The sequence below is a fragment of the Rhizobium terrae genome, from assembly GCF_003425685.1.
GTDB lineage: Bacteria > Pseudomonadota > Alphaproteobacteria > Rhizobiales > Rhizobiaceae > Neorhizobium > Neorhizobium terrae.
In genome coordinates this window covers 72653-90399 of sequence record NZ_QJKM01000006.1, presented here as the reverse complement: position 1 = coordinate 90399, position 17747 = coordinate 72653, and the positions used below count along the sequence as shown (strand labels likewise).

Annotated in this window: 14 protein-coding genes; 7 read left to right on the top strand and 7 right to left on the bottom strand. The window is 63.3% G+C overall.

Annotated features, from left to right (window positions below; genetic code table 11):
- Window positions 1-40: 40 nt before the first annotated feature.
- Genes DMO26_RS12525 through DMO26_RS12505 form a run of 5 tightly spaced genes read left to right on the top strand, consistent with a single transcriptional unit; the run spans window position 41 to window position 4508 of the window.
- Window positions 41-1030, top strand: a complete 990-nt coding sequence (locus DMO26_RS12525) for an ABC transporter permease (RefSeq protein WP_117192413.1) — start codon at window positions 41-43, stop codon at window positions 1028-1030.
- A complete protein-coding gene (locus DMO26_RS12520; protein ID WP_117192412.1) occupies window positions 1027-1857 on the top strand; it encodes an ABC transporter permease in 831 nt (276 codons plus the stop codon). The genes DMO26_RS12525 and DMO26_RS12520 overlap by 4 nt, the downstream gene beginning before the upstream one ends.
- Window positions 1854-2633, top strand: a complete 780-nt coding sequence (locus DMO26_RS12515; protein ID WP_117192411.1) for an ABC transporter ATP-binding protein — start codon at window positions 1854-1856, stop codon at window positions 2631-2633. Before DMO26_RS12520 ends, DMO26_RS12515 begins: the two co-directional genes overlap by 4 nt.
- Window positions 2630-3427 carry an ABC transporter ATP-binding protein gene (locus tag DMO26_RS12510; RefSeq protein ID WP_117192410.1) on the top strand — a complete coding sequence of 266 codons (798 nt, stop codon included), beginning with the start codon at window positions 2630-2632 and terminating at the stop codon, window positions 3425-3427. Before DMO26_RS12515 ends, DMO26_RS12510 begins: the two co-directional genes overlap by 4 nt.
- A complete protein-coding gene (locus tag DMO26_RS12505) occupies window positions 3417-4508 on the top strand; it encodes a pyridoxal-phosphate-dependent aminotransferase family protein (protein ID WP_117192409.1) in 1092 nt (363 codons plus the stop codon). The genes DMO26_RS12510 and DMO26_RS12505 overlap by 11 nt, the downstream gene beginning before the upstream one ends.
- Here the strand turns inward: DMO26_RS12505 and DMO26_RS12500 are convergent, their stop codons facing one another.
- From DMO26_RS12500 to DMO26_RS12485, 4 genes are all read right to left on the bottom strand, one after another.
- On the bottom strand, window positions 4509-6074 hold the full coding sequence (locus DMO26_RS12500) for a VOC family protein (protein WP_117192408.1): 1566 nt from the start codon (window positions 6072-6074) through the stop codon (window positions 4509-4511).
- Window positions 6071-6529 (bottom strand): NlpC/P60 family protein, encoded by a 459-nt coding sequence (locus DMO26_RS12495; RefSeq protein ID WP_117192407.1) that lies wholly within the window; start codon window positions 6527-6529, stop codon window positions 6071-6073. The genes DMO26_RS12500 and DMO26_RS12495 overlap by 4 nt, the downstream gene beginning before the upstream one ends.
- 75 nt (window positions 6530-6604) lie before the next feature.
- On the bottom strand, window positions 6605-7603 hold the full coding sequence (locus DMO26_RS12490; RefSeq protein ID WP_117192406.1) for a TRAP transporter substrate-binding protein: 999 nt from the start codon (window positions 7601-7603) through the stop codon (window positions 6605-6607).
- Window positions 7604-7616: 13 nt separating this feature from the next.
- Entirely contained in the window at window positions 7617-9377 is a 1761-nt protein-coding gene (locus DMO26_RS12485; RefSeq protein ID WP_117192726.1) for a TRAP transporter large permease, read from the bottom strand.
- A gap of 337 nt (window positions 9378-9714) precedes the next feature.
- Between DMO26_RS12485 and DMO26_RS12480 the strand changes: the two genes are divergently transcribed.
- Both DMO26_RS12480 and DMO26_RS12475 read left to right on the top strand, forming a co-directional pair.
- Window positions 9715-11625 carry an ABC transporter ATP-binding protein gene (locus tag DMO26_RS12480; RefSeq protein ID WP_319025399.1) on the top strand — a complete coding sequence of 637 codons (1911 nt, stop codon included), beginning with the start codon at window positions 9715-9717 and terminating at the stop codon, window positions 11623-11625.
- Window positions 11626-11636: 11 nt separating this feature from the next.
- Entirely contained in the window at window positions 11637-13535 is a 1899-nt protein-coding gene (locus DMO26_RS12475; protein WP_117192405.1) for an ABC transporter ATP-binding protein, read from the top strand.
- 204 nt (window positions 13536-13739) lie between these two features.
- Here DMO26_RS12475 and mmsB read toward each other — a convergent pair whose 3' ends face one another.
- From mmsB to chvE, 3 genes are all read right to left on the bottom strand, one after another.
- Window positions 13740-14936 (bottom strand): multiple monosaccharide ABC transporter permease, encoded by a 1197-nt coding sequence (mmsB, locus tag DMO26_RS12470; protein ID WP_117192404.1) that lies wholly within the window; start codon window positions 14934-14936, stop codon window positions 13740-13742.
- Window positions 14933-16519 carry a multiple monosaccharide ABC transporter ATP-binding protein gene (mmsA, locus tag DMO26_RS12465; RefSeq protein ID WP_226951280.1) on the bottom strand — a complete coding sequence of 529 codons (1587 nt, stop codon included), beginning with the start codon at window positions 16517-16519 and terminating at the stop codon, window positions 14933-14935. Before mmsA ends, mmsB begins: the two co-directional genes overlap by 4 nt.
- 67 nt (window positions 16520-16586) lie before the next feature.
- Window positions 16587-17645, bottom strand: a complete 1059-nt coding sequence (gene chvE / locus DMO26_RS12460; RefSeq protein ID WP_117192403.1) for a multiple monosaccharide ABC transporter substrate-binding protein — start codon at window positions 17643-17645, stop codon at window positions 16587-16589.
- Between the last annotated feature and the right edge of the window lie 102 nt (window positions 17646-17747).

Genomic DNA, 17747 nt, shown 5'->3' with positions numbered 1-17747 from the left:
GCTTCGGCTCCAGAATCCCAGTCCCAAGGCCTTCCGTAGCGTGAACCGTGCCCTCCGATTGATCAGACGACGCGCGATCAGCAGCATTCCCGTGCTGCTGATCGTCGTCGTTCTGACATTCCTTCTGCTGGAATCCGCCTCGGGCGACGCGGTCGATGCCTATCTGCTTTCGATCGGCGGCGGGGATGCCGCAGTCGCACGGTCGCTGCGGCAGGCCTATGGCCTCGACCAGTCCATGGCCGCCCGTCTCTGGCTCTATCTCTCCTCGCTCATGAAGCTCGATCTCGGCTGGTCGATCGCTTTCGACCGGCCGGTCCTCGACCTCGTTGTCGAACGGCTGCCGAACACGTTGCTTCTGATGGGCAGCGCCACGGCCCTCTCCTTCGGGCTCGGCTCGGCGCTCGGCATCGTCGCCGGCGCAAGGCCCGAAAGTCCAAGAGACAGGGTGCTTTCCACCATTTCCCTCATTCTCTATGCGATCCCGAGCTTCTGGCTCGGTCTCGTCCTGTCGATCATATTCGCCGTGCAGCTTCGCTGGTTGCCGACCTCGGGCATCGAGACGATCGCTTCCGGCAAGGCCGGCCTTGCCCGCGCCGCCGATATCGCAAGGCATCTGGTCCTGCCGGTCGGCGCATTGGCCTTGATCTACATGGCGCTCTTCCTGCGTGTGATGCGCTCCGGCATGGCGGAGGCCTGGCAGCTCGATTTCGTACTCTTCGCCCGCTCCAAGGGTCTCTCACGCACCCGTATCGTGCTCCGCCATGTGGCGCGCAACGCCCTTTTGCCGCTCGTCACCATGCTCGGCCTGCAATCCGCGGCCATGCTCGGCGGCAGCGTCGTCATCGAGAGCATCTTCTCCATTCCAGGTTTCGGCCGGCTGGCGCAGGAGGCGGTCAGCGGCCGCGACGCACCGCTGCTGATGGGCATCATCATCGTCAGCGCCGTTCTGGTCATCTGCGTCAATCTCGTCATCGACATCGTCTACGCCGCCCTGGACCCCCGGGTCGGCGCTTCGGAGAGCGGCGGATGAAGGTGATTCAACATCTGATCAGAACGCCGGAAAGCGCCATCGGGCTGGGGATTCTGGTTCTGCTGGCTCTTGTCGCACTCCTTGCGCCGGTCCTGTCGCCGGGAGACCCGCTGAGGATTGCCGCCCGCCCGCTGCTGGCGCCCTTTACCGATCCAAGCTTCCCGCTCGGTACCGACCGCCTCGGCCGCGACGTGCTTGCCGGCATCATCCACGGTGCACGAACCTCGCTTGCGGTCGGCATCGCAGCCGCGTTCGCCGCCATCGCCTTCGGGTTCTGCATCGGTCTGACGGCAGGCTTTGCCGGCGGCCTGGTGGACGAGGCGCTGATGCGCGTGGTCGACGCCTTCCAGATCGTCCCGAGCTTCCTGCTGGCGCTCGCCTTCGTCAGCGTCATCGGCGCCTCCGCACCGGTCGTGGTGATCGCCATTTCCCTAGGCGCCTGGGCCGATCCCGCGCGCCTGACGCGGGCACAGGTCCTTTCCATCCGCGAACGGGATTATGTCGCTTCGGCGCGCGTCATCGGCATGCACCCGGTGGAGATTGCCTTGAAGGAAATCCTGCCCAACGCCCTGCCGCCGGTCTTGGCTCTGTCAGCGATCATCGTCGCCGCCGCGATCCTCACCGAAGCCGCGCTCTCCTTCCTCGGCCTCGGCGACCCGAACGTCGTGACCTGGGGTTCGATGATCGCCGAAGGCCGCAACATCCTTCGCTCCTCGCCGTCGCTCTCGATCTTCCCCGGGATTGCGCTCATCGTGACCGTCGTCGGCGTCTACCTCTTCAGCGAGGGGTTGACCAAGACGCTTGCCGGCCGGAGGGCGGAGGAATGAGCGAGCTCTGCGATATCCGTGGCGTTTCGGTCCTCTACCGCGGCCAGCCGATTCCGGCCCTGAAAGAGATCGAATTCAGTATCGCTGCCGGCGAAAGACTGGCGATCATCGGCGAGAGCGGCTCGGGAAAAAGCACCCTCGCCCGGGTGCTGGCCGGCCTTCTGCCGCCTGGAACAAAGGTTTCGGGAGAGATATGCTGGCCGGGCGGCCGACCGCTGCCCGGGCGCGATCTCGGTTTCGTCTTCCAGGACCCTTCGTCAAGCCTGAACCCCGTGCTGACGGTCGGCGAACAAGTGGCCGAAGGCGCCAGGCGGCATCTCGGCCTTTCATGGAAGCAAGCCGAGGCCCGCGCGCGGGAAATGCTGGAAAAGGTCCGCATGCCGCAGCCGGAGAAGACGCTGAAAGCCTTTCCGCATCAACTTTCCGGCGGCCAGCGCCAGCGCGTGGCGATCGCCGCGGCGCTGGCGGCAAAACCCGGCATCCTCATCGCCGACGAAGCGACCAGCGCGCTCGATATGGTCGTTCAGGCGGACATCGTCTCGCTACTCGACGATCTGGTTCGCGATGCGCGCATGACGCTGATCTTCGTCACCCACGATATCGCGCTGGCATCGGGATTTGCCGATCGGGTGGCGATCTTCAGGGACGGCCGCCTGGTTGAAACCGGCTCGACCACCGCCGTTCTCGCCTCACCCGGGGAAACCTATACGAAAACGCTGCTCGCCAGCCATCGCGACCTGACCACGCGGCCGCTGATCGAGGACGCGGTCGGATGACGCTTCTGGAAATCCGCAACCTTTCGAAGCATTTTGCCTCAGGCGGCCGCAACGTCGCGGCCTTGACCGATATATTCCTGACGCTCGAGCCCGGTGAAACCCTCGGCCTCGCGGGAGCCTCCGGCAGCGGCAAGTCCACGCTCGCGCGCATCCTGATGCGGCTCCTGCCGGCTGATAGAGGTTCGATCCGCTTCCGGGGAGAAGACTGGCTGGCGCTCTCAGGCGCAGGTCTGCGCCGCCGCCGCGCAGGAATGCAGATGGTGTTCCAGGACGTGCTCGGCGCCTTCAATCCGCGCGCCACGGTCGCTTCGGTGCTCGACGACCCGCTGCGCATCCACGGCGTCGTCCCGAAGGCCGAGCGCCGGGGAGAAGTTGCCGCCCTGCTCGATCGCGTCGGCCTGCCGACAAGCTACGCCGACCGCTCCATCCGCGAAATTTCCGGCGGCCAGCGGCAGCGGATCGCGATCGCCCGCGCGATTGCCACGCGCCCGTCGCTGATCGTGCTCGATGAGGCGGTTTCGGCGCTGGATGTCTCGATCCGCGGAAAAATCCTGGAACTGCTGGTGGAGTTGCAACGGGAGCGCGGCATCGCCTATCTTTTCGTCTCGCACGATCTCGCCGTGCTGCGCGCCGTCTCGCATCGGATCGCCGTCATGGATGCCGGGCAGCTGGTGGAGGCCGGCACGGCTCGCCAGATGATCGAAAATCCGCAGTCTCCGACCGCCCGGGCGCTGATCGCGGCCGTGCCCCGCCTGATGACCGGACCACCGCAAGGACACAAGCATGAATTCTGACCCCTGGCATCCGCTGCACGATACGCCCGCCTTTCCGTCCGCACGGTACGCTGCGGTCGGCGACCGGCTCGGCAAGCTTTTGAAGACTGGGAACGACGTGCTGCTGATCCAGGCCGAAGCGGTGGTCGCGCTGGAGGCCGTCGCGGCAAGCCTCGCCCGGCCAGGCCTCAAGGCGATCAACATCGTCACCAGCATGTATGGCGGCTGGTTCGGCAACTGGATGAGGCGCGGCGGCGCCGAAGTGGCCGAGCTTGTGGCGGAGCCGGCGCGGCCGGTCGAGACGGAGGCCGTCGTTCGGGTCTTGAATGCCCATCCGGATGCAGAAGTCCTCGCACTGGTCCATGCGGAATCGGCGAGCGGCATCCGCAATCCGCTCGAGGAGATTGTCGCCCTGGCCCGCGACCGGGGCATCGCGACCGTGGTCGATGCGGTCGCGTCGGTCGGCGGCCATGCCCTGAATGTCGACGAGCTCGGCATCGACATCGCGGTGATCGGCCCTCAGAAATCACTGGCCGGCCCCGCCGGGCTTTCGGCCGTCTCCGTCAGTGCCCCGGCCTGGAAAATGATTTCCCGAGACGGTGGACCAAGGTATTCGATCCTTTCGCTTCTCGACCAGAAGGCTTGGCTGGACACGGGGCGTGGAACACTGCCCGGCACCACCGCGCCGCTGGAATTCTTCGCGCTGGAGGCGGCGCTGGATCGGGCGGAAGCAGAAGGCATCGACCAGATCGTCGCACGCCACGTCCGCGCTGCGAGGGCGACGCGCGCGGCACTTTCCGCCATGGGAGCCGGACTGTGGATGGGGCCGACCAGGGGCTCCAACCTGGTGACGACCGCAAAACTACCGGACGGGATCGAAACCGACGCCCTTCTTGCAGTCGCCCCGCGCATCATGGAGCTTTCCGCCGGCGTCGGCCCGGGCGCGGAACGGTTGATCCGGCTGAACCATACCGGCAGGCGCGCCCGTTTCGACAGCGTCCTCGGCAATGTCACCGCCTTCGGCATGGGCCTGAGAAGGCTTGGGGTGAAGGCGGATATTCCCGCCGCCGTCGATGCGATCGCGCTGCATTACGGCGACTGATCAAAGCCCTTTTTCGATCAGCCAGTCACGGGTGATGATCTCGTCTTCGCGGCCGATTCCGTGATTTGCCTCCAGCGTCCGGGCGGTGAGTTCCGCGCCCGCCGCACGAAGCCGGTTTTCCAGCTCCTGCGCCAGTGGTCCGTAGAAATCGTCGGTCGCGCTGAGCGACAGGACCTGCGCACCGGAAAGATCGACCGACGGCCTGCTCTCAAGGACGTTCATCGACCTGAGCAGCACCGCCTTGCGGATCAGTTCCGGATGGAGCTGCATCACCGCGCCGATCATGTTGCCGCCGTTCGAATATCCGACCAAGGCCGTCCGCTTGGGATCGGCTCCGTAGGCCGGCCCGATCTCCTCCACGAAGGCCGCGAATGCCTCCGTCTCGGAGACGATTTCCTTCTGGTCGAACGTCACCTGGTCGAAGCGGCGGAAGAAGCGCGGATACCCCTCGTCCGTCGAGCGTCCGCGAATGCCGATCAGCATGGCGTTCGGCGCGGCATTGCGCCCGAACGGCAGCATGCTCGTTTCGTTGGCTCCCGTGCCATGCAGCAGAACCAGCGTCGAACCGTCCCAGTTCTCGGGCATGTGGATGCGATGAACGAAAGGCAGGTCTCGATAGGTCACCCGCTCTTCGCCCGGCAGGCCGAATTGCGGCAGCATGACCCGGAGAGCATCGTGATCCGCCTTGAAATGCTTCGGAATGAAAAGCCGGGTGCCGAGCGTTTCCAGCGGCTCGTCGGTCACGAACCCCGGTCCGTCGCTCGCCAATTCGATCAGCGTGCCTCCCGGTTCGCGCACATAAAGCGAATAGAAATACTGGCGATCGTGCATGTTCATCTCGCCGGCGTTTTCGGCGAGAAGTGCTGCCTGCACCGCCTCCACGCGCCCCCGATCGGGAGCGCGCAGGGCAATGTGGTCGATCGTTCCGGTGCCTGGCGCCGCCGTCCAGAAACCGCCGGCGTCGCGGACGTCGACGATGTCGCCAGCATCGGACAAAAGACGCTGGATCGCCCCTTCGGCCGGTCCGCGAACAAGGCCCATGTGGCGGGTCAGGAAATTCGCGGTCTCATCCGGCTTTTCCGACAGGATCGTCGCGCCGCGCAACCCGTGGATCGCATCCGCCTCGGCAATGCCGCCGCCTTCCCACCAGACCCAGGGCCGACTCCCTTCGGCGCCTTCGACCCCGACGAGCTTGACGATGATGCCGTCCGGATCGGTCAGCCGCAGCACCGGCTCGCCGAACTCCTGAGCGGGACCTGAGAGCTTGACGTTGAACTGCAATGCCCGGGTCAGCCAAAAGCCGATCGCCTCCGGCGCGATCGCGAAACCGATCTCGCTCGGCGCACCGTGGCCGACCCGCCCCAGCGATCCGTCCTCCCAGGCGAGGAAGGTAACGAGCGAACCGGGCGACGCTGACCCATCGCCATAGAAAAGGTGAAGCTGCTGCGCATCCTCGAAACCGGCGGTGCGTTTGACGAGCCTCAGTCCCAGGAAGCCGACGTAGAAATCGACATTCGCCTGGATCTTCCGGGTGATGGCGGTGATGTGGTGAATGCCGCTGGTCATGCGTGTGCTGCCTTGTGTTGACGACGGACAAGCACCGTCTTGAAGCCGATCAGGCAGCGGTATTCGTCGCGCGCCTGCATCTCGTTCAACGTTTCGATCGCCGGCGCATCTATCCGTCGCGACAGATGCAGGATCAATCCCCCGCCGATGCAAAGCCCCACATGGGCTCCGAAGCTCTCCGGCTTGTCGTGGACGAGAACCAGGTCGAACGGCTGCATGGCTTCCGAGACCGCTGTATATTGCGTATCGCTCCACAGCTCGCTGGAACGGAAATCCGGGATTGCGAAACCGTGATGCCGCAGCAGCGAAAACGCATATTGCTGGCAGTTCGCTCCGCCTTCCACTTCGTAGATACCCGGCGCGCCGGGAAAATGATTGGGATTGTAAGGCACGTCCCGGAAACGCTCCGGGATGGCGATCGGCGAACGGGAAAGGTCGAGTCTGGCATCAGTCATGAGACGACGTTAGCAGGCCCGGCCGTTCCTAGCGATATCCGGGAACATCCTGAGGGATGAAATATGCGCGAACGTTCAGGCCGTCTGGATCGCCTTGATGCGGTCCATGCCGCCTACGACGTCCGCAAAATCCTGCCACACCCCTTGAGCGCCTCTTTGCCATTCTTCGAAGGCTTCCGGCTTCAGAAGCTTGCCGCCGTTCTTCAGTGATTGGGTAACGGACGCGGCTTCGTCCTCGACGATCAGCCGGTTGAAATAGGCGGCGCCTTCTTTCGACGCTTCGAGGAAAACCGTCCTTTCGGCGTCATCGAGCCGGTTCCAGAAGCTCGCGGCATAAAAGATCACACCCGACGCCCATATATGGCCGGTCTCGGTCATCGAGGGCACGACTTCATAGAGCTTGAACCCGGCATAGGCGGATTTCGTGAGGTCCATGGCGTCCGCCACGCCGGTCGAAAGCGCATTATAGGTCTCGGTGATCGGGATGCCGACGGGCACGGTCCCGAAAGCGCTCCAGAGCTTGGTGTGCAGCGGGCTCTGGATGACGCGGATCTTCTTGCCCTTCATCTGCTCCGGCCGGGTCACCGGTTCCTTGGTCAGGAGGTGCCGGGCGCCATAGTTGATGAAATCGCCGATCACGAAGTTCTGGGCGGCAAGTTTTTCCTTGAGATCCGCGCCGGTTCTGCCATCCACGGTGCGGCGGACATGGTCGGCGTCACGGAACAGGAAGGGCAGATCGAGGACCTGCAGTTCCGGTACCCAACCGGAGAGCGAGGAAACCGTCGAAAGGCTCGCCTGGATCGAGCCGAGACGCGCGCCTTCCGCCACCTCCTTCTCGCCGCCCAGCGCGGCGTTCTTGACGACGTTGAACTTAAACCGGCCCGGCAGCTTCGCTTCCACGATCTCGCCGATCCTCACCCAGATCTTGCTTTCAGGCTTGTCATCGCCGAGCAGCGAGGCGACGGTGATCGTCGTGGTGCGGGCAAAGGCGCTTCGCATCAAGGCCGGCGAAGCCAAAGTGATACCCGTTGCGGCTGCGGTCTTGAGGATCTGGCGGCGATTGAGCTTTTGCATGGAGAAATCCTGATCAGAAAATGACGGCCCAGGCGCAGAGGATCGCCAGGGACGCGAGGAGAGCGAGAAGATAGGGCACGACGGCTCGAAACAAGGCCGAGGCCGGGATGCGCGTGACGCCGCTGACCACGAAGATCAGCATGCCGAGCGGTGGCGTCAAGCCGTGGATCATCAGGTTGACGACGAGGATGACGCCGAAATGGATCGGATCGACGCCGGCGGCGATCGCTGCCGGCAGCAGGATCGGCCCGAAGAGCAGGATAGCCGCGCCGATATCCAGCACCAGGCCGACGAGCAGCAGAACGATATTGGCAAGGATGATGACAGAAAGCGCGCTGCCGCCCAGCATCGTCACGAAATCCGAAACGAGGCCTGCGACATCGTCCACCGCCAGCAGAAAGGCAAAAGGCGCGGCCGTCCCGATCAGCAGGCCGATCGCCGCGGCCTCTGTCGCCGCCTGGCGAAAGGCTTCGCCAACGGCACGCCAGCCAAGCCGGGCGTGGAAAGCGAGGACAAACGAATAGAACGCAGCGAGTGCCGCCGCCTCCGTCGTCGTAACGATGCCCAGCCTGATGCCGACGACGACGATGATCCCGAGCCCGAAAGCGGGAATGGCGGCGATCGCTGCCCGCCGGCGTTCAGCACCGGTGGTTTTCGGCCGCGCCACCTGTTCGCGCACCGTCAGATGGATGGCGACGGCGAGGCAGGCCGCCATCAGCCCGCCCGCGAAAAAACCGCCGACCAGCAGCGAGCCGACCGACAGATTGGTCGCCGCCGCCAGTATCAGGAAGGCGATCGACGGCGGAATGACATTGTCGAGCACCGAAGTTGCCGCGATGATCGCGCCCGCCTGGGCCAGCGGATAACCGTGCTTCACCAGTTCCGGCTGGAAGGTCGAGGCGCCGAAGGCGGCGTTTGCGACGGAAGAACCGGAGGCGCCGGAAAAGAGCACGCTGGTGAGCAGCGTCGTCTGCGCCAGCCCCGCCCGGCGATGCCCGACCATCGAGGCGGCGAAACGCACCAGTTGGTTGGCCACGCCGGATGCAGTGAGCAGCACGCCCACCAACAGGAAAAAAGGAATGGCGAGCAGCAGGAATTTCGACATGCCGGTTACGGTCGTCGAGACGATCGCAGGCTCCGGAAGGCTGCTGCCGAAACCGACCGCCACGAAAGCGGCGGCGAGGAAGGCATGCGCGAGCGGAGCCGCCAGGAGCAGGCCGATCATGGCCGTCAACCCGAGGAACAGGCTCGGCGGCAGGTTCGCATCGACCTCCAGTTCCGACACGCCAGCATAAAGCACGACGCCGAGAACGAGGGAGGTCAGGACCGCGAACGCCTTGCCGTCGGCAGTCCGCCGGAGCACCAGAACGAAAAGGATGAAGATGCCGCCGGCTCCCAGGAAACCGAAGCGGACCCATTCCGGCAGCCCGAGCGTCGGCGACGTCCCGCCGAGCATGCGGATGATATCGGCTCCGCCGAAGGTGAGAATGAGGCCGGCGAGAACCGTGATGACATCGGCAAGAACCTCCGCCGCGGGCAGAAGACGCAGGGGCAGCATGCGCGTAAAAGCGTCGAGCCGCATCGCAAGCGCGCCGTTGAAACTGAGCGGCGCGCCGGCCGAGATCAGCGCCACATGCAGCCAGATGCCGAGTTCCTCGCCACCGATGAAGCCGGTATTGAAGACATAGCGCAGGCAGACGTTGAGGAGCACCACCGCCAGAAGCGCGGCGAGCAGCACCGCGACGGCGGCGCCCAGCATGGCCTCGACAGCCATCAACACCGCGGAAACCAAGCGGGGGCGGAAAACCGGCGCAGCGATTTCCGGTTGGCTGGCTGCCACTATCCCAACTCCGGCACGAGCAAAAACACCCGACCGCATGTCGCGATCGGAAAACCCGCCGACGCAAGTGGAAAGGCGCTTGCCGGCACAGCCTTTTCGCCCGGCCGGGAAAATTCCTCAAGCACGGAAATGCCCAAAATGCCTCCACCGTGGAAATTTCATCGCCACACCGTCCAGAAAATAGGCACGGATCGGCAGGTTTTCCGGTCAAATCTGTTGACTGATCATGCTCATCGTGCAGTCTAGCTTACGGTCGAATCTTCATCTCAGAATGGCCGTCTTTCCGGATATTTTTATCCGGCCCATTGATTCATTTTGGAATAAAACCGTGAGCAGCGATGCAACAGTTCGCGTCGCGAAGCCGTCGGCTTCGTTGGCGCTGGTGAATGCGGCAGGTTGGGGCAAGGGCTTATCGATCCTCACCCGCATCACCGTCATGGCCTTCCGTCACCCCTGGCAATCGAGTTTTGCGATCGGCGCGACGCTTATCGCGTCCGCCTTCCAGCTGGTGATCCCCCAGCTGCTTGGCCGGGCGGTCGACGATACCCAGGTGGTGCTGACCGGCGGCGACGCCGGCCAGGCGGCTCAGGACGCGCTTCTGACGACGGCGCTGCTGCTGCTCGGCGCAAGCGTGCTGCGCGGCATCTTCACGCTCGTGCAGAACTACTACAGCGAAGCGGTCGGCCACCATATGGGCTATCGCCTCCGGCTTGCCTGTTACGAGAAGATCCAGCGGCTTTCCTTCAGCTTTCACGACAGCATGCATTCGGGCGACCTGATCACCGTCGGCCTGCTCGATCTAGAAGGCGTGCGCATGTATTTTTCGACCGCGCTGGTGCGCATGGTGCTGCTCACGACGCTGATCGGCCTCGGCGCCTATCTGCTCCTCTCGACGGACATGCTGCTCGGCCTTCTGGCACTGAGCTTCGTTCCCTTCGTCGGCTGGCGGTCGTCCACCACCCAACTGCGGCTGCGCGCCACCTGGCTCGACCTTCAGGAACGTCTCCAGGTGCTGACCCGCGTCATGGAGGAAAATCTCGGCGGCATCCGCGTCGTGCGCGCCTTCGCTTCCCAGGACCACGAGCTGGACAAGTTCGAGACGGCCTCGAAAAGCGCCGTCTCGCTGGCGCATCAGCGCGTCGGAATCAGGGTTGCCAATACCAGCGCCATGACCTTTTCCTTCTTCGTCGCCATGGGCCTCGTGCTGTGGATGGGGGGCACCAAGGTGATGGCCGGCGAGATGACGGTCGGCACCCTGACTTCGTTCCTCACCTTCATGACCATCCTGCAGATGCCGGTGCGCCAGCTCGGCCTGATGGTGAACGCCTTTGCGCGTGCGTCTACCTGCGGCGCCCGTCTTTTCGAGCTTCTCGACCTCGACATCGCCATCAAGGACGAGAAGGATGCCAAGGAACTGAAGGTCACCGAAGGCACGCTGCGGTTCGAGAATGTCGGCTTCGCCTATCCGAGCGCCGAAAAGCACCAGGTGCTGACCGATGTTTCCTTCGAGGCAAGGCGCGGCGAAACGATCGGCATCGTCGGCCCGCCCGGCAGCGGCAAGTCCACGCTGGCCCACCTCATCCCGCGTTTCTACGATGTCACGGGCGGAAAGATCACCATCGACGGCCAGGACATCCGCCACGCGACGCTGCAATCCTTGCGCCGCTCGGTCGCGGTCGTGCAGCAGGACAGCTTCCTGTTCACCACCACGATCGAGAACAACATCGCCTACGGTGATCCCTGGGCCAAGGAAACCCGCATCGAGCGCGCCAGCGAAAGCGCCCAGCTCCACAATTACGTCCTCGGCCTGCCGACCGGTTACGGGACGGTAGTTGGCGAGCGCGGCGTCTCGCTTTCGGGCGGTCAGCGCCAACGCCTGTCGATCGCCCGCGCCCTGATGCTGCGCCCGGCCGTGATGGTGTTCGACGATTCGACTGCGGCGATCGACGCCGGCACGGAACAGCGCATCCGCAGCGCCATGCGCAAATATGCCGCCGACCGGGTGACGATCATCGTCGCCCACCGGCTGAGTTCGCTGATGCACGCGGACCGCATCCTGTTCCTGGAAAACGGCCGGATCGTCGAAAGCGGCACGCATGAGGAACTGCTTGCCCTGGGCGGCCGCTACAAGGCGCTTTACGATCTGCAGGTGCGTCCCGGCGACGACGCCCTAAGCGCCTGAGGGAGGAATTCATGGCCGAAGAACTGGAAACCGAACGCGCCGACGTTCGCGACGACGGCAGGCGCCCACCCCGCGCAGTAGTCGGCTCCCACCGCATCGAAGAGGAAATCTTCGGCAAGGTGTTCGATGGCAACATCATCAAGCGCATCTGGGCCTTCGTGCGGCCCTATAAGGTGAAGATCTACTGGGCGGTCGCCGCCGTGCTGACCTTCACGGGGATGCAGTTGCTGATCCCGCTGATCATCCGTTATGCGATCGACCACGGCATGCAGCCGGGCGGCGCCGATCATGTGGTGCTGACCTGGACGATCGGCGCCTTCCTGGCGGCGATCCTGATCAATTTCGTTGCCAGCTACGCTCAGGAAATGCTGGTCGGCGGCGTCGCCGAAGACGTGCTCTTCGATATCCGCAAGGCGATGTTCACCCACCTGCAGCGCGTCTCGCTGTCCTGGATGGACAAGACGGAAGTCGGCCGGCTGATGTCGCGCCTGCAGGGCGACGTCAATTCGATGCAGGAATTCCTCGAGACCTCGGTTTTGTCGGTCGGCGATATCGCGCTTCTCTTCGGCATCATCGTCGTGATGCTGACGCTCGATTTCAAGCTCGGCCTGCTGACGCTTTCGGCCCTCCCCGTCCTGTTCATCGTCCGCCTCTTCTGGCTGCCGCGGGCGCGAAAATCCTTCATGGCGGCGCACGAAACGAATTCGGTGGCGAACGGCGCACTGGCCGAAGCGATCCATGGCGTGCGCGCCGTCCAGAGCATGGACCGGCAGGGCGTCAACTTCATGCTCTACGACGACAAGGCCCGCGCCAACCTGAAAACCCATCTGACAGCCGCGAAATACGCTCAGGTCATGGTGCCGATCGTCGACTCGCTGACCGGCCTCGCCATGGCCCTCGTTATCGTCGTCGGCGGTTCGCGCGTCCTCAACCAGGCGCTCGACGTCGGCGTCATGGTCGCCTTTCTCTTCTACATCCAGCGCTTCTTCGATCCGATCCGCTCGCTGACCCTGCAATATTCGGTCATGCAGCGCGCCATGGCCTCCGGCCAGCGGCTGACGGAAGTGCTGGACGTGCCCGTCGATATCAAGGACGCGCCGAACGCCAAGGTGCTTTCGCCCGAAATGGACGGATCGGTGGAGTTCAGGGATGTCGTCTTCGGCTACAATCCCAGGCACCCGGTACTGAAACATGTGAGCTTCAAGGTGAACCCCGGCGAAACGGTCGCGCTGGTCGGCCCGACGGGCTCCGGCAAGTCGAGCTGCATGTCGCTCATTCATCGCTTCTACGAGGTCCAAGGCGGCCAGGTTCTGGTCGGCGGCCACGACGTGCGCGACCTCACCCAGGAGTCGCTCGGCCGGCAGATCGCCATGGTGCTGCAGGAACCTTTCCTCTTCACCGGCACGGTCTTCGAGAACATCCGCTACCACAAGACGGATGCAAGCCGTGAACATGTGATAGAAGCGGCGAAAGCCGTCGGCGCCCATGACTTCATCATGCGCATGCCGGGCGGCTACGATGCCCAGCTCGGCCAGCGCGGCGGCAATCTTTCGCTTGGCCAGCGGCAGTTGATCAGCTTCGCCCGTGCGCTGGTGGCCGATGCCAAGATCCTCGTGCTCGACGAGGCGACCGCCAATATCGACAGCTATACGGAAATGCTGATCCAGAAGGCGCTGGTGAAACTGCTCGAAGGCCGCACCGGTCTCGTCATCGCCCACCGGCTCGCCACCATCCGCGAGGCCGACCGGATCATCGTGCTGCAGAACGGCGAGCTCATCGAAAGCGGCAACCACCGCGAGTTGATGAAGAACGGCAAGCTCTATTCCAAGCTCTACAATCTCAACTACTCATCCTTCGACGACATCCCGGAGGATGTGATCGAGGAAGCGGTCACCGACTCCGCGACGTGAGTTCGTAAGGTTCCGGGGTTCGCCGCTCCCGCGATACGAGCCGCCCAAAGGAACGCCGACGGTTCCTTCGTAATCCTCGGCCTTCTGGCGGAGGATCTGCGTCGCTGTTTAGGATCATCCGCTGCAGATCCCTGGCGAACAAGGCCGGGGATCACGGCGAAGAGAAGGGCTGACGTTTTTGTGCAGCCCCTCCTTTGCAGCACCTCAGCGCCGTTGGTTGTAGACATCGACGCAGACCGCGCCGAGCAGAACGAGACCCTTGATGACCTGTTGCAGGTCGATGCCGATGCCGAGGATGGACATGCCGTTGTTCATCACGCCCATCAGGAACGCGCCGATGACCGCACCTGTCACCTTGCCGACGCCGCCGTAAGCGGACGCGCCACCGATGAAGCAGGCTGCGATGACGTCGAGTTCGAAACCCGTACCGGCCTTCGGCGTCGCACTGTTCAGACGCGCGGCGACCACGAGGCCGGCAAGCGCTGCGAGCACGCCCATGTTGACGAAGGTCCAGAACACCAGCCGCTGGGTCTTGATGCCGGAGAGTTCGGCCGCCTTGGCATTGCCGCCCACCGCGTAGATCTGGCGGCCGATCACCGTGCGGTTGGTGAAGAATGCGTAAGCCGCGATCAGCACGCCCATGATGATCAGCACGTTCGGCATGCCGCGATAGGACGAGATCAGATAAGCAATATAGGCGATGATGCCGAAGACGACGACGTTCTTGCCGATGAAGAGAGCGAAAGGCTCGGTTTCGACACCGTGCGACAAATGCCGGACGCGGGTCTGGAAGCTCTGCCAGACGAGGAAGACCGCCAGCAGGATGCCGATGATGAAGGATGTGACGTAGAAGCTGCCTTCCGAGGAAATGAGTTCCGGAATGAAGCCGGAAGACAGTTTCTGGAAGCTCGCATCGAACGGGCCGATCGCCTGGCTGCCGAGAACCGTGATCATCAGCCCGCGGAAGACGAGCATGCCCGCCAGCGTGACGATGAAGGACGGGATCTTCAGATAGGCGATGAAATAGCCCTGCGCCGCCCCGATGATTCCGCCGAGGATGAGGCAGATCATGCCCGCCACGGCGAAATTGATGTGATACGGCACCATCAGCACCGCCCCGAAGCCGCCGATGAAGCCGGCAACGGAACCGACCGACAGGTCGATATGGCCGGTGACGATGATCATCAGCATGCCGAGCGCCATGATGACGACATAGCTGTTCTGCAGGATGATGTTGGTGAGGTTCAGCGGCCTCAGGATGACGCCGTTGGTGAGATAGGCGAAGATCAGCACGATCGCGAGCAGCGATATCAACATACCGTATTCGCGAAGGTTCTCCTTCCAGAAGCCGGTTCCGCGCTGCTGCTGCGGAGCAGCCGTGGTATTCGACGGGTTGCTCATTGTTCCCTCACTTTGCGGCGCATGATGGCGCGCATGATATTTTCCTGCGTTGCCTGTTCGCCGGCAACCTCGCCGACGAATTCGCCCTCATGCATCACCATGATCCGGTCGCAGATGCCGATCAGTTCCGGCATTTCCGAGGAGATGACGATCACGGCCTTTCCGGCATCCGCAAGTTCATTGATGATCGTATAGATTTCGTACTTCGCCCCGACGTCGATACCGCGGGTCGGTTCGTCGAGGATCAACACTTCGGGGCCGGTGAACAGCCATTTGGACAGCACCACCTTCTGCTGGTTGCCGCCCGAGAGCTTGCCGGTTTCCTGATAGACATTGTGGCTGCGTATGCGCATGCGGCCACGGAATTCCTGCGCCACCTTCATCTCGGCGATATCGTCGATGACGCCGCGCGAGGAAACGCCGCCGAGATGGGCAAGCGAGATGTTCTTGCGAATGTCCTCGGCGAGCACGAGGCCGAGCTGCTTGCGGTCTTCCGTCACATAGGCGAGGCCGGCCTTGATGGCCTTGTGGACGTCCGAAAGGTCGAGCTCCCTGCCGTGCAGCTTGGCGGTGCCGGTGATATGGCGCCCCCAGGAGCGGCCGAACAGGCTCATGGCGAATTCGGTGCGTCCCGCACCCATCAGGCCGGAAATGCCGACGATCTCGCCTGCCCTTACCTTCATGGAGACGTTCTTGACGACCTGTCGATCCGAATGGAGCGGGTGATAGGCGGACCAGTTCTCGACTTCGAAGACCACGTCGCCGATCTTCGGATCCCTCTTCGGATAACGGCTGTCGAGATCGCGATCGACCATGCGGCGGACGATTTCGTCCTCGTCGACCGGGCCGGCATGGCAATCCATGGTGCCGACGGTGCGCCCGTCGCGCAGGACGGTGATGCGGTCGGCAATCTCGGTAATCTCGTTCAGCTTGTGGCTGATCATGATCGAGGTGATGCCGCGGCGCCGGAATTCCTTGAGAAGCTCCAGCAGGGCCGCGCTGTCCGTCTCATTCAGCGACGCGGTGGGCTCGTCGAGGATCAAGAGGCGCACGTCCTTCGACAGCGCCTTGGCGATCTCCACCATCTGCTGCTTGCCAACGCCGATATTGGTGATCAGCATTTCGGGCGGCTCGCTGAGGCCGACCTTTTCGAGGAGGGCCTTGGTGCGGCGGCGGCGTTCATCGCGATCGATGATGCCGAATTTCGACGGCGCATTGTGGAGAAAAATGTTTTCGGCGATCGACATCAGCGGAATGAGCGCGAGCTCCTGATGGATGATGATGATGCCGAGCTTTTCGGAATCGTTGATGTCACGGAAATGCCGCTCTTCGCCGCCGAAAAGGATCGAACCCTCATAGGACCCGTGCGGATAGACGCCGGACAGGACCTTCATCAGCGTCGATTTGCCGGCACCGTTTTCGCCGACAAGCGCGTGGATCTCGCCTTCCTGCACTGCGAAACTGACATCGGAAAGCGCCTTCACGGCGCCGAAACTTTTAGAGATGCCCCGCATTTCCAGGATCGGCGGCTTCCCGGCCGGTGGGACAGGATGGGGGACGGTATTCGGTGCGGGATCAAGCATGACAGCTCCCAGATAACTAAACGGCGCGGCGGTTTTGCCGCCGCGCACGCCAACCATTTAGACGACCTTACTTGAGCTGGGCTTCCTTGTAGTAGCCGCCGTCGACCAGAATCTGCTTCCAGTTCGACTTGTCAACCACGACCGGCTTCAGCAGGTAGGACGGAACGACCTTCTTGCCGTTGTCATAGGTCTTGGTGTCGTTGACGGTCGGCTCCTTGCCGCTCATCACCGCGTCGACCATGTCGACGGTGACCTTGGCGAGGTCGCGGGTGTCCTTGAAGATGGTCGAATACTGCTCGCCGGCAATGATCGACTTGACGGACGGAACTTCGGCGTCCTGACCGGTGACGATCGGCATGGCCTGGCCGCCCGAACCATAGCCGACGCCCTTGACCGACGACAGGATACCGATCGACAGACCGTCGTAAGGAGACAGGACGCCGTTCAGCTTCTTGTCGGAATAGGTGGAAGAGAGGATCGCGTCCATGCGGGCCTGGGCGGTTGCCGGATCCCAACGCAGGGTGGCGACCTTGTCCATGCCGACCTGGCCGGAACCGACCTTCAGCGTGCCCTTGTCGATCAGCGGCTGGAGAACGCTCATCGCGCCGTTGTAGAAGAAGAACGCGTTGTTGTCGTCCGGCGAACCGCCGAACAGTTCGATGTTGAACGGACCCTTTTCGGTATCGGCCTTGAGGCCCTTCACCAGCGAGGTCGCCTGCTGCACGCCGACCTGGAAGTTGTCGAACGTGGCGTAGTAGTCGACATTCGGCGTATCGCGGATCAGCCGGTCATAGGCGATGACCTTGATCTTCTGATCGGCAGCCTGCTGCAGAACGTTGGACAGCGTCGTGCCGTCGATCGATGCAATCACCAGAACCTTGGCGCCCTTGGTAACCATGTTCTCGATCTGCGAGACCTGGTTCGGAATGTCGTCTTCCGCATACTGCAGGTCGACGGAATAACCGCGTTCCTTCAGAATCTTGACCATGTTGTCGCCGTCGGCGATCCAGCGGGCCGAGGACTTGGTCGGCATGGCGACACCGACGAGGCCCTTGTCGGCGGCGGATGCCGTCGAACCGAGGGCGAGGCCCATCAACATCGTTGCGGTGGCGAGATATTTGAACATTCGCATGGATTGCTCCTCCTTTGCGGCGGCTCCCATCGAGCCACCGAATTCTATGTGATGGACGGCCTCCCCCGCCCCTGGGTGATCGGGGATCGGCCGGTG

Bases quoted from the DNA above. Each gene is read 5' to 3' on its own strand.
- chvE (WP_117192403.1), bottom strand. From the start codon at position 17,645: ATGTTCAAATATCTCGCCACCGCAACGATGTTGATGGGCCTCGCCCTC.
- DMO26_RS12495 (WP_117192407.1), bottom strand. From the start codon at position 6,529: ATGACTGATGCCAGACTCGACCTTTCCCGTTCGCCGATCGCCATCCCG.
- DMO26_RS12475 (WP_117192405.1), top strand. From the start codon at position 11,637: ATGGCCGAAGAACTGGAAACCGAACGCGCCGACGTTCGCGACGACGGC.
- DMO26_RS12485 (WP_117192726.1), bottom strand. From the start codon at position 9,377: ATGGCTGTCGAGGCCATGCTGGGCGCCGCCGTCGCGGTGCTGCTCGCC.
- DMO26_RS12500 (WP_117192408.1), bottom strand. From the start codon at position 6,074: ATGACCAGCGGCATTCACCACATCACCGCCATCACCCGGAAGATCCAG.
- DMO26_RS12520 (WP_117192412.1), top strand. From the start codon at position 1,027: ATGAAGGTGATTCAACATCTGATCAGAACGCCGGAAAGCGCCATCGGG.
- mmsB (WP_117192404.1), bottom strand. From the start codon at position 14,936: ATGAGCAACCCGTCGAATACCACGGCTGCTCCGCAGCAGCAGCGCGGA.
- DMO26_RS12490 (WP_117192406.1), bottom strand. From the start codon at position 7,603: ATGCAAAAGCTCAATCGCCGCCAGATCCTCAAGACCGCAGCCGCAACG.
- DMO26_RS12515 (WP_117192411.1), top strand. From the start codon at position 1,854: ATGAGCGAGCTCTGCGATATCCGTGGCGTTTCGGTCCTCTACCGCGGC.
- DMO26_RS12505 (WP_117192409.1), top strand. From the start codon at position 3,417: ATGAATTCTGACCCCTGGCATCCGCTGCACGATACGCCCGCCTTTCCG.
- mmsA (WP_226951280.1), bottom strand. From the start codon at position 16,519: ATGCTTGATCCCGCACCGAATACCGTCCCCCATCCTGTCCCACCGGCC.
- DMO26_RS12480 (WP_319025399.1), top strand. From the start codon at position 9,715: ATGGCCGTCTTTCCGGATATTTTTATCCGGCCCATTGATTCATTTTGG.
- DMO26_RS12510 (WP_117192410.1), top strand. From the start codon at position 2,630: ATGACGCTTCTGGAAATCCGCAACCTTTCGAAGCATTTTGCCTCAGGC.